At 59.8% G+C, this 17,106-nt stretch carries 15 protein-coding genes; 8 read left to right on the forward strand and 7 right to left on the reverse strand.

The window, feature by feature from the left end:
* Nucleotides 1–7: 7 nt before the first annotated feature.
* Both AB4O45_RS23175 and AB4O45_RS23180 read right to left on the reverse strand, forming a co-directional pair.
* A complete protein-coding gene (locus tag AB4O45_RS23175; protein ID WP_041478601.1) occupies nucleotides 8–1,042 on the reverse strand; it encodes an NAD-dependent epimerase in 1,035 nt (344 codons plus the stop codon).
* The gene (locus AB4O45_RS23180) at nucleotides 1,039–2,391 is read right to left on the reverse strand and encodes a UDP-glucose dehydrogenase family protein (RefSeq protein ID WP_016774103.1); all 1,353 of its coding nucleotides are present in this window, start codon (nucleotides 2,389–2,391) and stop codon (nucleotides 1,039–1,041) included. The genes AB4O45_RS23175 and AB4O45_RS23180 overlap by 4 nt, the downstream gene beginning before the upstream one ends.
* Before the next feature lie 389 nt (nucleotides 2,392–2,780).
* Here AB4O45_RS23180 and AB4O45_RS23185 point away from each other — a divergent pair, with 389 nt between their 5' ends.
* The gene (locus tag AB4O45_RS23185; RefSeq protein ID WP_460160596.1) at nucleotides 2,781–4,478 is read left to right on the forward strand and encodes a sulfatase-like hydrolase/transferase; all 1,698 of its coding nucleotides are present in this window, start codon (nucleotides 2,781–2,783) and stop codon (nucleotides 4,476–4,478) included.
* 140 nt (nucleotides 4,479–4,618) lie between these two features.
* Here the strand turns inward: AB4O45_RS23185 and AB4O45_RS23190 are convergent, their stop codons facing one another.
* A complete protein-coding gene (locus AB4O45_RS23190) occupies nucleotides 4,619–5,638 on the reverse strand; it encodes a helix-turn-helix transcriptional regulator (protein ID WP_460160597.1) in 1,020 nt (339 codons plus the stop codon).
* Complete coding sequence (locus tag AB4O45_RS23195) at nucleotides 5,635–6,579, reverse strand: LysR family transcriptional regulator (RefSeq protein WP_460160598.1); 945 nt, start codon at nucleotides 6,577–6,579, stop codon at nucleotides 5,635–5,637. Before AB4O45_RS23195 ends, AB4O45_RS23190 begins: the two co-directional genes overlap by 4 nt.
* Nucleotides 6,580–6,675: 96 nt before the next feature.
* On the opposite strand from AB4O45_RS23195, the gene AB4O45_RS23200 reads away from it, so the two are divergent.
* Nucleotides 6,676–7,527: a helix-turn-helix domain-containing protein gene (locus AB4O45_RS23200; RefSeq protein WP_460160599.1), complete on the forward strand. Its 852-nt coding sequence runs from the start codon at nucleotides 6,676–6,678 to the stop codon at nucleotides 7,525–7,527.
* A gap of 207 nt (nucleotides 7,528–7,734) precedes the next feature.
* Here the strand turns inward: AB4O45_RS23200 and AB4O45_RS23205 are convergent, their stop codons facing one another.
* On the reverse strand, nucleotides 7,735–9,708 hold the full coding sequence (locus AB4O45_RS23205) for an alkyl/aryl-sulfatase (RefSeq protein WP_460160600.1): 1,974 nt from the start codon (nucleotides 9,706–9,708) through the stop codon (nucleotides 7,735–7,737).
* 139 nt (nucleotides 9,709–9,847) lie between these two features.
* On the opposite strand from AB4O45_RS23205, the gene AB4O45_RS23210 reads away from it, so the two are divergent.
* The 6 genes from AB4O45_RS23210 to AB4O45_RS23235 all read left to right on the forward strand — a co-directional run bounded on the left by AB4O45_RS23210 (nucleotide 9,848) and on the right by AB4O45_RS23235 (nucleotide 15,289).
* Nucleotides 9,848–10,501 (forward strand): ABC transporter ATP-binding protein, encoded by a 654-nt coding sequence (locus tag AB4O45_RS23210; protein WP_016774109.1) that lies wholly within the window; start codon nucleotides 9,848–9,850, stop codon nucleotides 10,499–10,501.
* A complete protein-coding gene (locus tag AB4O45_RS23215) occupies nucleotides 10,501–12,969 on the forward strand; it encodes an ABC transporter permease (RefSeq protein WP_460160601.1) in 2,469 nt (822 codons plus the stop codon). The genes AB4O45_RS23210 and AB4O45_RS23215 overlap by 1 nt, the downstream gene beginning before the upstream one ends.
* Nucleotides 12,959–14,026 (forward strand): lipocalin-like domain-containing protein, encoded by a 1,068-nt coding sequence (locus tag AB4O45_RS23220; RefSeq protein WP_150741574.1) that lies wholly within the window; start codon nucleotides 12,959–12,961, stop codon nucleotides 14,024–14,026. The genes AB4O45_RS23215 and AB4O45_RS23220 overlap by 11 nt, the downstream gene beginning before the upstream one ends.
* 137 nt (nucleotides 14,027–14,163) lie before the next feature.
* Nucleotides 14,164–14,406: a hypothetical protein gene (locus AB4O45_RS23225; RefSeq protein WP_056784562.1), complete on the forward strand. Its 243-nt coding sequence runs from the start codon at nucleotides 14,164–14,166 to the stop codon at nucleotides 14,404–14,406.
* A gap of 11 nt (nucleotides 14,407–14,417) precedes the next feature.
* Nucleotides 14,418–14,618 (forward strand): hypothetical protein, encoded by a 201-nt coding sequence (locus AB4O45_RS23230; RefSeq protein ID WP_460160602.1) that lies wholly within the window; start codon nucleotides 14,418–14,420, stop codon nucleotides 14,616–14,618.
* 86 nt (nucleotides 14,619–14,704) lie between these two features.
* On the forward strand, nucleotides 14,705–15,289 hold the full coding sequence (locus tag AB4O45_RS23235; RefSeq protein WP_460160603.1) for a hypothetical protein: 585 nt from the start codon (nucleotides 14,705–14,707) through the stop codon (nucleotides 15,287–15,289).
* Between the two features lie 323 nt (nucleotides 15,290–15,612).
* Here the strand turns inward: AB4O45_RS23235 and AB4O45_RS23240 are convergent, their stop codons facing one another.
* Both AB4O45_RS23240 and AB4O45_RS23245 read right to left on the reverse strand, forming a co-directional pair.
* Nucleotides 15,613–16,440, reverse strand: a complete 828-nt coding sequence (locus tag AB4O45_RS23240; protein ID WP_256811179.1) for a glycosyltransferase family 2 protein — start codon at nucleotides 16,438–16,440, stop codon at nucleotides 15,613–15,615.
* A 156-nt stretch (nucleotides 16,441–16,596) separates the two neighbouring features.
* On the reverse strand, nucleotides 16,597–17,094 hold the full coding sequence (locus AB4O45_RS23245) for a hypothetical protein (protein ID WP_353187889.1): 498 nt from the start codon (nucleotides 17,092–17,094) through the stop codon (nucleotides 16,597–16,599).
* Nucleotides 17,095–17,106: the final 12 nt, after the last annotated feature.

A 17,106-nucleotide genomic window follows, 5' to 3' on the forward strand; every position in this document is an offset into this window, starting at 1 on the left:
TCCGCATTCAATCAGCCGCAAGCGGCGCACGGGCAGTGGGGTAGTAGTCGCGGAACCAGGCGATGAAGCGGCCCAGTCCTTCATCCAGTTCTATCCGGGGCTGGAATCCGGTGGCCTGGGCCAGATCGCTGGCCTCGGCGCAGGTGTTGAGCACGTCGCCCGGTTGCAGCGGCAGCAGCTCGACAATGGCTTGCCGATCGAGATGTTTTTCCATCAGCGCGAGGTAGGTTTTCAGTGCAACCGGCTGCTGCCCGCCAATGTTGAACAGACGCCACGGCGCCATGCTGCTGGCCGGGTCGGGCTGCTCGCGATCCCACTGCGGATTGGCTTGCGGTGGCTGATCGATGAGGCGTGCGATGCTTTCGATGATGTCGTCGATGTAGGTGAAATCGCGCTGGTGCTCGCCGTAATTGAACAGCTTCAGCGGCTCGCCTTCGCTGATCGCCCGGGCGAACTGGATCGGCGACATGTCCGGCCGACCCCAAGGCCCGTACACGGTGAAAAAGCGCAGGCCGGTGCAGGGAATGCCGAACAGATGGCTGTAGCTGTGCGCCATCAGTTCATTGGCTTTCTTGGTCGCGGCGTACAGCGACAGCGGATGGTTGACGCCATCCTTGACCGAGTAAGGCGTGTGTTGATTGGCGCCGTACACCGAACTCGACGAGGCGTAGATCAGGTGTTCGACCGGGTGGTGGCGGCAGCTCTCGAGAATGTTCAGGAAACCGTTGAGGTTGCTGTCCAGATACGCCCGTGGATTGTCCAGCGAATAACGCACCCCGGCCTGCGCAGCCAGATGGATCACCACTTGTGGCTGCTCGCGGGCAAACAGCGCATCGATCGCCGAAGCGTGGGCCAGATCCACCGTGGCCAGCGGAAAATCGCCGACCTGCTCGCGCACCCACTGCACGCGGTCGTGCTTGAGCTGCGGGTCGTAGTAGTGATTGAAATTGTCCAGGCCGACCACCGAATGCCCGTCGCGCAGCAAGCGCAGGACGCAATGGGCACCAATGAAACCGGCGGCACCGGTCACCAGAATTTTCATGGGCGTAGCCCTTCAGGGGCGATGTGGCGCAGGCCGATGCCGCTGTAATGCAGGCCGGCGGCGGCAACCTGTTCCGGGTTGTAAAGGTTGCGCCCATCGATGATCACCTTCGAACGCAGCTTCTCGGCGAGCAGCTCGAAATCGACTACGCGGAAGTTTTTCCACTCGGTGCAGATCACCAGCGCGTCGGCGTCTTCGAGAGTGTCGTCGCGGGTCGCGCACAGGTGGAGGTCGTTGCGGTAGCCGTAGATGCGCCGGCACTCGGACATGGCTTCCGGATCATAAGCCTGCACGCTGGCGCCTTCGGCCCACAACGCGTCCATCAGGTAACGGCTGGGGGCTTCGCGCATATCGTCGGTGTTCGGTTTGAACGCCAGGCCCCAGACGGCGATGGATTTGCCGGCCAGGCCTTGCGGAAACTGCGCGCGCAATTTGCTGAACAGGATGTGCCGTTGGCTGTCATTGACGTCGGTGACGCTGCGCAGCAGTTTCAGCGGCATGCCGTTGTGTTCGGCGGTGTGCAGCAAGGCCCGCAGATCCTTGGGAAAGCACGAGCCACCGAAGCCGCAGCCCGGATAGATGAAGTGATAGCCGATGCGCGGGTCGGAGCCGATGCCTTTGCGCACCGCTTCGATGTCGGCGCCGAGCAGCTCGGTGAGATTGGCCAGTTCGTTCATGAAACTGATGCGGGTGGCGAGCATCGCGTTGGCCGCGTACTTGGTCAGCTCGGCGCTGCGGTTGTCCATGAACATCAGTTTTTCGTGGTTGCGGCAGAACGGCGCGTACAGCTCGCTCATCTGCTCGCGGGCAGCGTCGTCGCGGGTGCCGATGATGATCCGGTCCGGGCGCATGCAGTCGGCGAGGGCACTGCCTTCCTTGAGAAATTCCGGGTTGGATACCACCCGCACCTGCAGCTCGGTTTTGCCGCGCAACAGCAATTCGCTGGTGGCCGTGGCCAGAACCTGGTCGGCAGTCCCGACCGGCACTGTGGATTTGATGATCAGCGTGCGATCGGCCTCCATCAGACCGGCGATCTGCCGGGCGACGTTGAGTACATGGCTGAGGTCGGCTGAGCCGTCTTCGTCCGCCGGGGTGCCGACGGCGATGAAAATCAGCTCGGCGTGAGTCACCGCATCACTGGCCTGGGTGCTGAACAACAAGCGCCCGGCCTTGATGTTTTCTTCAAGTGTTGCGGACAGGCCTGGCTCACTGATAGGCGGTACCGCTTGTTGCAGTTGTTTGATCTTGTTGGGATCAATATCAATGCATAAAACCCGATGGCCGACATCGGCAAGTGCAGCGGCTTGTATAAGTCCGACATAGCCAGTGCCAAATACGCTCACGTCCATCTGCGCACCTCAATAAAACCAGAAAAGTTAACTACGGAATGAGATTGTTAAAGGGGTATAGCGCAGGGTTTGAAAAGCGTGTCAGCAAAATGACATGTTGCACGGGTATAACACTTGAGGCGTTTTTGGCGATTGGCCATCAAGTCATTGCTGCGATTGAATTTGTTCTTTCTTTGCAGATTTGTTCAGATTCAATTTAACCGACAGACGGTCTAAGTCCCCGAAATTAAAGGCTTTCATCCCCGCCGGTGTGTCAGATTTGAGTCACCGTTTTTTTGACGCTTTACCCGGCTATCAGTCATTTCTTGCGCTTTGATGGCCGGGTGCTAGTGTCAGGTTCTGACCGACAAAGCTTTGACAACCTCCCATTTCGGACGGCCGGTATCGCCATGTTCAAATACGCCAAGGAACTGCTTTTAGTTGCCTACTTATTGCTCTTTTCCGACTACTATCTGGACCGGTTAAATGCTATCGGGTGGGGTTTTAATGTACTTGTTTTTGGCGCGATGTTTTTGGCGCTTACTTTCGCGTTATATCTAACTGCCTATATACGTCAGGCTCTTGTTCGACATGCGTTCGCATTAACGCTGTTTGTTGCGGCGGTTTTTTTCGATGTCTATACCCGGGTCACGGCGGATTACCTGAGGTACAGCGATTTTGTCTCGCTGGTGTACTCCGGCGGCTTCATTCAGGAAGCGGCCTATCAGTACCGCGACGCGATCCTGCGCGCGCTGCTCAGTGGCTTGCTGCTGTTGTTCGGCATCGGGCTCAAGCCGCGTCATGCGCTGTTCATACCCAACACGTTGCGGGTCGCGGCGCCCCTCGTCGGCGTATTGATGCTCAGCGGATTGTTGTTTCTACGAGCGGGTGAGGGCGCACGTGGTCTGCCGATCATGTACACGCCGCTGGCCTACCTCAACCTGTTTGCTTACGAAGCGTTGCATGACACCGTCGGCCCGCGTGAATCGGTGACGCTTGCGCGCGCCACGCCTGCCGTCGGCCACGATATCGTGCTGATCATCGACGAAAGCATTTCCGGCAATTACCTCGACATCAACGCGCCGTTCGGCGTGCACAGCAACCTCAAGCAAGCGCCGGCCGGGGTCGATGTCTTCAACTTCGGTTATGCCGCGTCCATTGCCAACTGCAGCGCCGACACCAACGTCACCTTGCGCTACGGCGGCACCCGCGCCGATTACAGGCGCATCAACAGCACGTTGCCGTCGATCTGGCAGTACGCGAAGAAGGCCGGGCTCGGCACGGTCTACATCGACGCCCAACGCACGGCCGGCAACCTGCAGAACCTGATGACCGCCGCCGAGAAAAACGACATCGACAGTTTCGTGCAATTCGACCAGACCAGCGTGCGCGACCGCGATATGGCGGCAGCGGCGAAGCTGATCGAATTGCTCAATGACGATCGCCCCGAGCTGATCGTGATCAACAAGGTCGGCGCGCATTTTCCGGTGCATGACAAATACCCGGACGCGTTCATGGCCTACCGGCCAACGCTGCCGCGCGGGCAGTTCACTGAAGTCGCCGATACTGGCGAACGCACCGGTTTCAACGGCCAGCCGGATGACTGGGTGCTGTATCGCAACGCCTACAAGAACACGCTGTTGTGGAACGTCGGCGAGTTCTTCGCCCGGGTGTTTGCCCAGGCCAATCTGGACAATGCGCTGCTGATCTACACCTCCGATCATGGCCAGGATCTGCATGAGCGCGGCAACCCGGGCTTGAATACCCACTGCGGCGGCGACCCGGTGGAAGAGGAGGGGCTGGTGCCGCTGGTGGTGATTCAGGGCCGTGGATTGCAGACGCCGGACTGGGCGGCGAATCTGCCAGCAAACAAGGACCGCTCCAGCCACTACAACATCTTCCCGACACTGTTGCAGGTGATGGGCTACGACTTGGGCGCAATCGAAGCGGTGTATGGCAAACCGCTGAGCGTGCCGACGGCGGATGAGTTCACTTTCAACTACCGCTTCAATGCGCGCTTGGGGGCCAAGCCTGAGTGGAAGAATATCGATCTGGGCAGCATCGTTACGCCTGAGCGGGCACCGGCGAGTGTGGCTGCGGGGCAATGAGTTTTGAGTTGCTCGGGCGGGCCTCTTCGCTGGCAAGCCAGCTCCCACAGGGTTCGAGGTTGTTCACAAATCCTGTGTCAGCACTGGCCTCTGTGGGAGCTGGCTTGCCAGCGATGGGGCCAGCACTGACACCAGCCAATTCAAAGCTTCAGCCACCGCGCCCGATACTCCCCAGGCGCGCACCCCAGCCAGCGCGCGAAAGCCCGGTTGAATCCCTGCACATCGCTGTAACCCAAGCGATCCGCCACGTCGACCAGCTCCAGCGCCCCGGATTGCAGCAGGTCCTCGGCACGATAGCGGCGATGCTCATCAAGCAGTTCGCTGAAAGTCCAGCCCAACGCCTTCAAACGCCTTGCCGCCGTGCGCTCAAGCAAATGCTGTGTAACACAGAACTGCTGCCAATCCGCTGTCGCCAGATCTTCGATCAGATAATCGCTGAGCTGTCCGAGCAAGGTCGATTCACTGAGACGTCGGGTCTGTTCCAGCAGATCGACAAGCGTTGTTTCCAATGCCGGATTGCCCGGTGTCAACGGCATTACGAACAGCTGCGGATCCAGATGAATCGCCGCGCATGATTGCTCTGCGCTCACCGGCGCGCGCAATGCCGATTGATGCTGCTCGCGGCTTGCCGATGCCAGTGCCACACCTAGCACCGGATCACGATTCACGCCGCTGGCGAGCAATTTGCGTCGTACCAGGCTGCACAGGCTGACAAGGATGTAATCGGTCAGCGCCGCCGGAGCACCAAGACTGCCGTCGTCGACCAGACGCAGTGTTACGCCGTCATCTTCACGCAGGATTTGCACACGGAAATGTCCGTTGAAAAACGCAAAGTACTCGGCGAAAAACGCACAGGCACGTTCCAGCGACACGGCGACATCGAACAGATAGGTCAGCCCGTTGGTGGCCGTCGAAACGAAACGTTCACCCGCCGCCAGACCGATCAGGGGATCCCCGCTCTGTTCCACGGCAAACGCCCAGAAGCGCCGTGACATCAGCAGCGGCATGCGCGTGAACGGCGTGCGCAGATCGAACAGGCTGCGGCGCAGCTGCGCTTCGATTGCGCCTTGGGTAACGCCGCGCGCGAGCAATTCTTCAATGGCCGGCAGCAGGGTCGGCGCGTAAAAAGCGTTGACGGGCTGCGGATCGATTTTGCTCATGTTGTGCGCGCGTCTCCCGTAGCTCCGTTAGCCGCCAGCAAACGCTGATCGACGCTGAGGATCGCCTTGATCATCGCCCGCGCTGCTGGCGTCAGGGTAAAACCGGCGCGGCTGACGATGCCATAACCCAGTTGCAGCGCCGGCTCGTCATGGGGGACGTCGACAAAGTCGAGCAGCTCGATCAGGCCTCGATCAAGTTGTTCACGCAAGGCCTCAAGCGTGGCGAGCCCCACCGCGTCTGAACGCAGCACTACGCGCTGGATCGCGTCAAATTGTGCGCACTCGACGCTTGGGGTGAAGTCCTGCTCACCGAGGATATCGGCGAGCACCTTGCGGATCATCGGTGGAATGCGCGTGCCGACGATCGGGTAATCGAGCAGGGCGCGCAATCGCAGGTCTCGTTGCGCGAGGAGCGGATGGCCGGCGCGACAGAAAAACCGTCCCGGCCGCGTGCGCAGCAGATGCACCTGATACTGCGGATCGCTGACAAAGTGCCGCGCATCGGCGACGAAAAACTCGATCTGCTGCTCGCGCAACCACAGCGTCAATTGCTGCCAGTCGCCCTGATGAAACCGCGTGCGAATCGCCGGATGCGCATCAATGAAGTCGGCCAGCGCTTCCGGCACCAGCACTTGCGCCGGATACGGACCGCAACCGAATTGCAGTTCGCCGCCGGTGAGACCGTTGTATTGCGTCAATTCGTTGTGCAGCGCCTGACTGCCAGCGAGCAGGCGCCGCGCATGTTGCAGCACCAGTTGGCCTTGCCCGGTCAGGCGAAACTCACGGCTGCTGCGCTCGACCAGGTCGCAGTCAAGGTCACGCTCCAGAGTCTGGATGCTGCGGCTGAACGCTGGTTGGCTGAGGTTGATCGCCTCGGCGGCGCGACCGAAGTTGCGGTAATCAGCGAGGGCGACCAAGTGGCGAAGCTGGCGAAGATCCATCATGCGTCTCCTGCATTTTGTGAATACTTTTAATGCATTGGATCGATAGCACGTCCGCTGGCATAAGTACACGCCTGTTCTTCGATGGCCGCCTTCATGTCTCAGCCTCTGTTCGCCTCCAGCGCGTTCACCCGCACGATTCTCGCGCATGCTCGCCAGTCCGGGCTGTGCCCGCAACGCTTGATGACGCGCGTGGGGATCTGCCCGTCTGTGCTTGCCGGACAGCATCAATTGATCGCCGCACAAGCGGTTGAACGGTTGTGGCGTGAGTGTGAATGGGCCGGGGTAGCGCCGACGTTTGGCTGCGAACTGTCCGACGGGATGGCGACCGATTGCCTGCAAGGACTGAATATTCTGCTCGACTCGGCCGCGACCTTGCGGGCCAGTCTGAAGTGCTTCATTGACTGCTTGCCAAGGGTGATCAATTACGTTGCGGTGGAGTTGGTCGAGGCAGGCGACGTGGCTCGTTTGCGCCTGCGTTCGCTGCGGGGGCAGCTCCATCATTTCGCTCTGGATGCGGCGGCGATAACGCTGGTGCGCAACATTGCCCGTCGACTCGGCGGGGCGCCTGGAGATTTGTTTGTGAGTGTCAGCCTGCGCCCGGAGCAAATGGCCGGTGGCTGGCTGCGTGGAGTGGGTATCGCGGTGGAGCAAGGCGAGCATCTGTGCCTGACCTTGCCGCGCTCCAGGCTCGATCAGGCCTTGCTGGGCGCCAACCCGTTTCTGCACCAGAGCATGCTGCGCCACTTGCACGCTGCAACTTGTGCGCCTGCGCGTGAGGACAATCTGACGATGGCGCGGCACTGGCTGACGGCGGGTGATCAACCGATCGAGCGGATCGCTGAGCGGCTGGGTTATCGCCAGCCGAGCAACTTTATCCGCGCGTTTCGCAAACAGTTCGGGATTACGCCGAAGCAGTTCCGGTTGAATCCGGGGCAGGTTTGTTGAAAGCAGGATTGAGGTGATTGATCGTTATTGAGGGTGCCAGCAAGATTTCCCCCCTCTCCCCCAAGGGGGCGAGGGGGAAAGGGAGCCGATCTTCATGGCGTTCGGAATCTGAGTTCTACTCGGTATCCCACCTCGGCGTATCTCGTACATCCAACACGGTCAGTCCCCTCTCCCTTTGGGAGAGGGCTAGGGTGAGGGGCTTTTGACTTACGGCGTGACGATATTGAACTGCGGCCCGAACGTATCCAGGCTGCCCATCAATAATCCGAATTTCTGACCATTGCCCTGCAACTTCACCAGCCCTTTTTGCATCGCCGTCGGGAAGTCCAATTGCTTCAGGCTGATCTTCTCCAGCGTATCGCGGCTCAGGCTGACGCTCGCATCCGCCGCCGGATTCAAGCCGGCGCGATGAGTCAGCACGCCATTGCGCAGGGTCAGGGTGAAATCCCTTTGCACATCGTCGAACGTCCAGTTCAGCGTCAGGTCATGGGCCACGGCTTTGTCGCTGTCCAGGCGTACCGCGAGGTAGTCGAAGAACATTTCCGGACTCATCGCCCGGACCATGTCCACCGATACGGTATTGGCAGACTGCGGTGGTACGCCGTTGCGCAGTTCCATCGCACCGGTCAGGTACATGTTGCGCCAGGTGGCGTTCTCGCTTTGATAACCCAACTGCTCCAGCGTCTCGGCTTGAGCGTTGCGGGCATCCGCGTTGTCCGGATCGGCGAACAGCAACTGGTTGCCCAACTGCGCGGCCCATCGGTAGTCAGCGCTGGCCATCGCACTGCGCATTTTCTCCAGCACCGACGCGGCACCGCCCATGGCCTCGACCGAGCGTTTAGCCGCATCGACCGGGGGCAGCGGATTGAGATTGGCCGGGTTGCCGTCGTAGAAACCCATGTAGCGCTGATACACCGCGCGCGTATTGAAACTCAGCGAGCCGTAATAGCCACGGGTGTACCACTTCTGATCGAGCGAGCCGGGCAGTTTCTTGATTGCTTCGGCAATTTCCAGCGGCGTCAGGCCCTGGTTGAGCAAGTGCAGGGTGCGGTCGTTGATGAACGCGTACATGTCGCGCTGATCGGCGAGCAAAGTACGAATCCGCTCGCCACCCCAGGTCGGCCAGTTGTGTTGGGCGAACAGCACGTCGGCCTTGTCACCATAGCGCGCCAGGCTGTCATCGAGATATTGCGACCAGGCTTTGGCGTCACGCACCTGCGCACCGCGCGGGGTGAGGATGTTGTGCATCATCTGCGTGGCGTTTTCGGCCATGCACAAGGCTTTCAGCTGCGGTAGATAAAGGTTCATTTCCGCTGGCGCTTCGGTGCCCGGGGTCAGCTGGAATTCGACTTGCAGGCCAGCGATGGTGCGGGTTTCCAACGGCTCGGCAATCAGATCGGTAGGCGCGATCAGTGTGACCGTGCCACCGCTGGGCGCGCTCTTGCCGAGGCCAGCATCGACCTGACCTTTTTCACTGCGCGGCAACAGGCTGCCGAACTGGTACTGCGCGCGGCGGCTCATGGCATTGCCGGCCATGACGTTCTCGCTCATCACGTGTTCCATGAAGCCGACCGGCGCGTAGACCTTGACCTTGCCGGACTTGACATCGGCCTCGTCGATCACCCCGCGCACGCCGCCGAAATGATCGACATGAGTGTGGCTGTAGATCACTGCGACGACCGGTTTGCGCGGGCGATGTGCGTAGTACAGATCCAGCGCCGTCCTGGCGGTTTCGGCCATGGTCAGCGGATCGATGATGATCAGCCCGTCGTCACCTTCGATGATGGTCATGTTGGCCAGGTCGAGACCGCGTACCTGATACAGCTTGGGGCTGACCTCGAACAGACCGGCGTGGGCATTGAGCTGTGCCAGTCGCCACAGGCTCGGATTGACCGATTCCGGCGCCTTGTCTTTGGCGAGGAAATCATAGGCATTGACGTTCCAGATGACTTTGCCGGCGGCATCCTTGATCTGGCCCTTGAACGGTGCGATCAGGCCTTTGCTGACGGATTCGAAATCGGTGCGGTCGCTGAAAGGCAGGGTTTGCAGCACGGCAGCGTTGCTTGCGGCGGTTTGCACGCTCGGCGCCACCGGACCGTCAGCAGCGAGCAACGGCTGGCTCAGGCAAGTGGTGATCAGGCAGGTCAGCAGGCCACGCGGGCTCAGGATGAAACGGGGCATGGGTGTCTCCGGTTTTTTTATCGTTATGGCCGAACAGCCAGCAGCTTAGGGCGCGGCGCTGGGTTGACGATGATCATCAGCGGACAAAAACCATTCAGGGCCGCTATCCTAGGCCCAGGTTCACTGATCGGGTTTGCCCATGCTTGAGGTTCGCGACGTTTTCAAAAGCTATGCCACGCCACAGGGATTGTTGCCGGTGCTGCAAGGCGTCGACCTGACGCTGGAAGCCGGTGGCAGCCTGGCGCTGATGGGCGAATCGGGCAGTGGCAAAAGCACGCTGCTGCATCTGGTGGCGGGGCTGGACAAGGTCGACAGCGGCAGCATCCGCAGCGGTGAACATCGTCTGGAAGCCATGAGCGAAGCGCAACTGGCCAACTGGCGACGTACGGAAATCGGTCTGGTGTTTCAGCAGTTCAACCTGATCGGCAGTCTGCGCGTGGAAGACAATCTGGCCTTTCAGGCGCGCCTGGCCGGGCGCCATGAGCCGCGCTGGCAAGCGCATCTGGTGCAGCGTCTGGGTCTGGGCGATCTGCTCTCGCGGTATCCCGAGCAACTCTCCGGCGGTCAGCAGCAACGAGTCGCTTTGGGCCGAGCATTGGCTTCGCAGCCGAAATTGCTGTTGGCCGATGAACCCACCGGCAGCCTCGATGAAGCGACCAGCGATGAAGTGCTGCGGCTGTTGCTGGAATTGCTCGATGACACGCCGACGACCCTGCTGATGGTCACCCACAGTCAGCGCGTCGCGGCGCGATTGGCCCAGCGTGTGGTGTTGTCGAACGGGCGGGTCGCCTGATGATCTGGCGGCAAACCCTGCGCGCGCTGCTCAGCCACTGGCGGCGCCATCCCGTGCAGTTTTTCAGCGTGCTGACCGGGTTGTGGCTGGCCACCAGTCTGCTCACTGGCGTCGAGGCGCTGAACAGTCAGGCACGTGACAGCTACGCGCGGGCCAGCCAGATGATCGGCGGCGAACCGCAGGCCAGCCTCAGCACGCCGAATGGGTCGCTGTTTCCACAGCGCTGGTTTATCGAATTGCGCCGTCAGGGCTGGCCGGTGTCGCCGGTGTTGCAGGGCCGGCTGACGCTCAAGGGTCACGAAGACCAGCGGATTCAGGTGATGGGCATCGAGCCGGTGTCGCTGCCGACGGATTCGGCAGTGGCCGGGCAGGCGATGCCGATCGAGCGCATCGTCGAATTTTTCAGCCCGCCGGGCAGCACCTGGATTTCTCCGGACACGATGCAAATGCTCGGCTTGCGCGAAGGCGATACACCGCAAACCGTGAACGGCCAAACCCTGCCGCCGCTGTTCGCGCAGAAGGACATGGCGCCGGGGTTGTTGCTGGTCGACATCGGCGCAGCACAAAGACTGCTCGACCAATCCGAGCAATTGTCGCGATTGCTGCTGCCCAAGGACTTTCATCAAGAATTACCAGCGAGTTTCACCGATCGCTTGCAGCTCAAGAGCAGCGGCGAAGAAAACAATCTCGCGCGGCTGACCGAGAGCTTTCACCTCAATCTCGATGCCCTTGGATTTTTGTCATTTCTGGTCGGCCTGTTCATCGTCCACGCCGCCATCGGCCTCGCTCTGGAACAGCGCCGAGGTTTGCTGCGCACCTTGCGCGCCTGTGGCGTCAGTGCACGAATGCTGATCGCATGTCTGGTGGTTGAACTGGGTGTGCTGGCGCTGATCGGCGGATTGTTCGGTGTGATCAGCGGCTATTGGCTGGCCAGCGTGCTGCTGCCGGACGTCGCCGCCAGCCTGCGCGGTTTATATGGCGCGGAAGTGGCGGGGCAGTTGCGTTTGAGTCCCTGGTGGTGGTTCAGCGGCATAGGGCTGAGCCTGCTCGGCGCGTTGCTGGCCGGGGCCAACAGTCTGCTGCGGGCGGCGCGCCTGCCATTGCTGGCGGTGGCCGATCCGCAGGCGTGGCATCAACAGTATTCGCGCTGGTTGCGCCGACAGGGTTGGCTGGCGACAGCGCTGCTGACAATTGCGCTGGCGGCGCTGATCTGGGGCGACAGCCTGAGCAGCGGTTTCGTGCTCATGGCCGGGCTGTTGCTCGGTGCCGCTCTGGCCTTGCCGGTGTTGCTCAGCGCGTTGTTGAACCCGTTGCTCGGGCGCAGTCGTTCGGTGCTCGGCCAGTGGTTTCTCGCCGACTGCCGCCAGCAACTGCCAGCCCTGAGTCTGGCGCTGATGGCGCTGCTGTTGGCGCTCGCCGCCAATATCGGCGCCGGTAGCATGACCGCCGGTTTTCGCCAGACCTTCAACGACTGGCTCGAACAACGCCTGAGCGCCGAGTTGTACATCAACCCGGCCAATCCGGCGCAGGCCCGCGAGATGCACAGTTGGCTCAAGCAGCAGCCCGACGTGACCGCTGTGCTGCCCAACTGGCAGGTTTCGGTGACGCTGCAAGGCTGGCCGGCCGATGTCTACGGCATCATCGACCACTCGTACTATCGCCAGCATTGGCCGTTGCTCGACAGCAGTGGCAGCGATCCGTGGGGCAAACTGGCCACGGACGATGCGGTGATGCTCAGCGAACAACTGGCGCGACGCCTGAAAGTGAAGCCGGGCGAGCATCTGAACATTCCCACGCCGAACGGCACATGGTCGCCGCGCATCGTCGGCATCTACGCCGACTACGGCAATCCGAAGGGGCACGTGCTGATCAGCAGTGAGCACCTGCTGCGCGGCTGGCCGCAACTCACGCCGAACCGCTTCAATCTGCGTATCGACCCAGCGCAGATTCCGGCGCTGCTCAACGCCTTGCAGACGCGTTTTGCGCTAGATGACAACCGCATCGTCGATCAGGCGCGGCTCAAGGGCTGGTCGGTCCAAGTCTTTGAACGCACATTTGCTGCGACAGCAGCTTTGAACAGCCTGACCCTGGCCGTGGCGGGTGTGGCGCTGTTCATCAGTCTGCTCACTCAGAGCCAGAGTCGCCTCAGTCAGCTCGCACCGCTGTGGGCGCTGGGCGTTACACGCAAACAATTGATGCTGCTCAACCTCGGTCAGACCTGGCTGCTTGCCGTATTGACGTTGCTGTTGGCGCTGCCGTTGGGCATCGCCCTGGCGTGGTGCCTGGATGCGGTGATCAACGTGCAGGCATTCGGCTGGCGCCTGCCGTTGCGGGTGTTCCCGTTGCAGTTGCTGCAACTGATGGGCCTGGCCTTGCTCGCGACTTTACTGGCTTCGGCATGGCCGCTGTATTCGCTGTACCGCACACAACCGGCGGACTTGCTGAGGACATTTGCCCATGAGGACTAAATGGCTCGTGCTGATGATTGCGCTGCTGCTCGCTGGCTGCGATCAGCCTGCACCCGAGGAAAAGGGTTTTGCCGGCATGGGCGATCAGGCGCAATCCTTCACCCCGGTGGTGCCCGGTCGGATATTCAGCTTTCCGGCCGATCATGGCGCGCATGATGGTTTTCGCATTGAGTGGTGGTACGTCACCGCCAACCTCAAGGATCAGCAGGGCAATGATTTCGGCGTGCAATGGACGCTGTTTCGCAGCGCCCTGAAACCCGTCGCCGAGCAGGCCGGTTGGGGCAACCAAACGATCTGGCTGGGCCATGCGGCAGTCACTTCGCGCTCGGTGCATCATGCCGCCGAGCGCTACGCCCGGGGCGGAGTAGGCCAGGCCGGCGTGCGCCTGGCGCCGTTCGAGGCGTGGATCGATGACTGGATGTTTGCCAGTCAGGCGCAGGATCCGTTGCGCGACATGCAACTCAGTGCTCGTGACAAGAATTTCGCTTATCAACTGCGCCTTACCTCCAGCCGACCGCTGGTGCTGCAAGGCGACCAGGGTTTCAGCCAGAAATCCGAAGAAGGCCAGGCGTCGTATTACTACAGCCAGCCATTTTTCCAGGCCAGCGGCACGCTGCAGATCGACGGCCAGACCTACACCGTCAGCGGCCCGGCGTGGCTCGATCGCGAGTGGAGCAGTCAGCCACTCACCGCCAATCAAACTGGCTGGGACTGGTTCTCGCTGCATCTGGACAGCGGCGAACACGTGATGCTTTATCGCATGCGGCAGAAGACCGGCGCGCCTTATCTGACCGGCACCTGGATCGCCGCTGACGGGCAGATTCAGACGTTGCGCAGCGAGCAGATCAGCCTTGTGCCGCAGGACACGGCAAAGGTTGCCGATCGACCGATGCCGGTGAAATGGTCGATCCGCATTCCTGACAAGAAACTCGATATCAGCGTTGACGCGATCAACCGCAATGCGTGGATGGATTTGCGTATCCCGTACTGGGAAGGGCCGGTGAAGATTGATGGCAGCCATCCTGGCCAAGGCTATCTGGAAATGACCGGGTATTAACGGCGGCACCGCTTTCTTCCCTGTGGGAGCGAGCCTGCTCGCGAAAGCGTCAGCGCTGTGACCGCTGAGTTAACTGACTGGAACTCTCGCCAGCGCTCTCCGCTCTACCCAGAAACCCGCCATTTTCGGACTCACCCATGAGCGACGACCTGCAACCCCCAGACCTCGACACCTGGCAGCGCCTGTTCGACGATCAAGCCTACTGGCAGAACTCCCCTGACGCTCACTACCTCGATCTGCAACGCATCGCCGATGACCTGCTCGGCCAAGGCGCAATCGATCTTGAGCAATGGCAGTTGATGCGCGCCAAAGCCGACGATCTGCACAAGCAGTCACCCGAGGTCAACGTCGCCCGCGAACTTGAAGATCCCGAAGCCTGAGGACTCCTGCCATGAATACCACCAACAACCAGAACGACAACCCCGACGAACCACGCCCGGCCGGTGAAACCGAGCGCGACAATGATGCCTTGCGCCCGACCGATCCCAAGCAGCGACAGGACAGCGGCAAAGGCACGCCCAGTGGCGAATCCACCGCCCAAGAGACTGCCAAGCCACATACCCGTGGGCCAAAAACCCAAGTCAAGCCCTGAACAGCGTCTATGCTCACTGGCACGCCTGCTGCTGAAGTCGTTTCGGTGGCGGGCGTCGCCATTTCATCACAGGGAAAGTAATGCATATGAAGCTCGACGCTCTGGCCAAGGCCATCACTCTCGCAACGCTGCTTTCTGTCACGAGTTTCGGCGCTCTGGCTGCCGACATTCCGTTATCCGCCGTCGTTGAGGCCGATTCCGTTACCACCAAAGTGCTCGCCGTCGACCCGGCCAATCACCAGGTCGTGCTGGAAGGCCCCGAGGGACGTCAGGTCCACGTTCAGCTCAGCGACAAAGCGAAAAATCTTGCCAATCTCAAAGTAGGGGACCTGGTGAAGATCGAGGTGCAGCGATCTGTCGCCGCTTATCTCGATACAGACGTGGATAAAGGTCTGCCAGGCACCACCGAACGTACCGGCGAACTGCGCAAGGCCCCGGGCAGCGATAACCCGGGCGGCGAGGCCTATCGTCAGGTTCAGGTGCAGCTGAAAATCAGCAAAATTGATTTGAAGACCAATCAGGTCACCCTGGAAAATCCGTCCGGACAATCGAAGACGCTCGATGTGAAGAAGCCGGAGATTCAGGCCAAGTTGAAAGATCTGAAAGTAGGGCAGAGCGTTATTGTCACTTATACCGATATCCTGAAAGTGACCAGTCAGCACGATAGTTGAGTATTCACTCTACAAGTTTATTGCTCTTGTACAACTTTATGTATGAGAGCAATCATATAAAGTTTTTTGTAAGACAATTCCCGGGATAAATCGGCAAAACACAGTTTTTAACTTTTCAGTGCAAAAATTTCATGTTTGGCCATGACGACAGGTCCACTTGTTTGAATTAAAATCCTCGGCGTTCGCCCAGTGTCAGGGCTCTTTACCGGTGCAAGGATTGCCAGGCCGTAACACTGGGCGAACTCCACTGCTAGCGGAAGTTGTATACAGAATCTGCAAACAAAAATGGCGACTTTGCAGTCGCCCTTTTTTATTGTTTTCGATCAAGTCGAAGCTTGCATACCGGTTTTGCCATGCTGCCCCTGCAAGCGCTTGAGTGTCTGCTGGTACATTTTTGTACGGCGATGATCCTTGCCATACGTGCCTGCCGCCGCGACGGTGCCGGCCTGGATGTGATCAAGGTAGCGGAAGATCTTCCGCGGCGAGAGAAACCTGACGCCATAGCCCAACCCGACCATTCGATCCTGAAGCGTGTAACCAGGCACCTCCTCATCCATGCAGAAGTGCAGTCCGAGCGACTTCATCAAACGTGCATTCCACAGCGTGCAGAAACTTTTCAAATGGGTTTCTTTATACGGGCGTGGTGGTTTCGAATGCAGCCCGAAATGAACTTTGAGCCGACGAACATGATGTTTGCAGAATCGCGAAGTTAACCGCCAGGTATCTCGCAGCCACCCACGATCAAGTTGCTCAACACAACCCACCGCCGCCATGTCCGCACTTTTCGTGCATTCGCGCATCATCATCGCGAACACTTCCATGTCGTAGACAAAGGTATCGGTGTGCAGCAGAAACAAATAATCGGTCTCAACTTTCGCCAAGGCCAGATCCAGCGCCTTGCCATGAGCAATATGCCCCATTTCCTTACCGGGCGACGGCCGCTCGATCAGATTGATCCAGTCCAGCGAACGCAAATAATCGAGGCTGGCATCCGCCGAATCGTTGTCCACCACCCACACTGGAATGCCCTGCGCCTGAACATGCTCGCGCAACAGCTCCAGACACATGCGGGTAATGTCCGGGGTTTTGTAATTGACCAGAACCAGACTGAAGTTGGGATGCGGCTGGGTAGGCAGATCGAAGGCTTTCATGTCGGAGGGACTCATCACGGCTCAAGACGACAGGTTGATGAGCCGGGATGCTAGCGGGGGAAGCTTAGGTGAAGCTTAATTTGGGAGGGGGGGACACTGGAGAAGTGTGAGGACGTAAAACGGTTGGGATGCTTACCGGATGTAGCCATGCGTTCATCAGGTTGAGAAGTAAAGCTCATCCAGTTGGCGCTTGCGGATTGCCAGGTATTCGTCCCATACCTTGGGAAAATCCTCATCTCTGGTTAGCGGAAAAGTCAGGTAGATGTGTTTTCCAACAACACTGATGTACTGGCGCGCACGTTTGAAGGCCGGCTGTTCGTATAGTGCGAGGCTTTCGTCGTAAGCGTCGTGATGGTGGCGAATCGTTACTCGATGAGGGGCAATCATCCCTCGTGCAAAATCGATCACCCAGTCGCCGTCTACGGCCGTATGCAAACAGCCGTAAACACCATCGACCGAGAGCAGGATGCAGGTGTTGGCTTGGTTGCCGTCCTCGTCGTTCGCTAGAACAATCTGGTCTGCGAAGTATTTGATCGTCTGGTTATTCGGACCCTGTAGAAGCAAGCCCCAGCCCTCGACGCCCATGCGAAACTCGCCGATGTTTTGAAAGGTTGCGGTCCATCGATTGGCAAGCGTTATCTGACGGATATTCATGGGGATTTCAGA

The sequence above is a fragment of the Pseudomonas sp. S2_B10 genome (assembly GCF_054668425.1).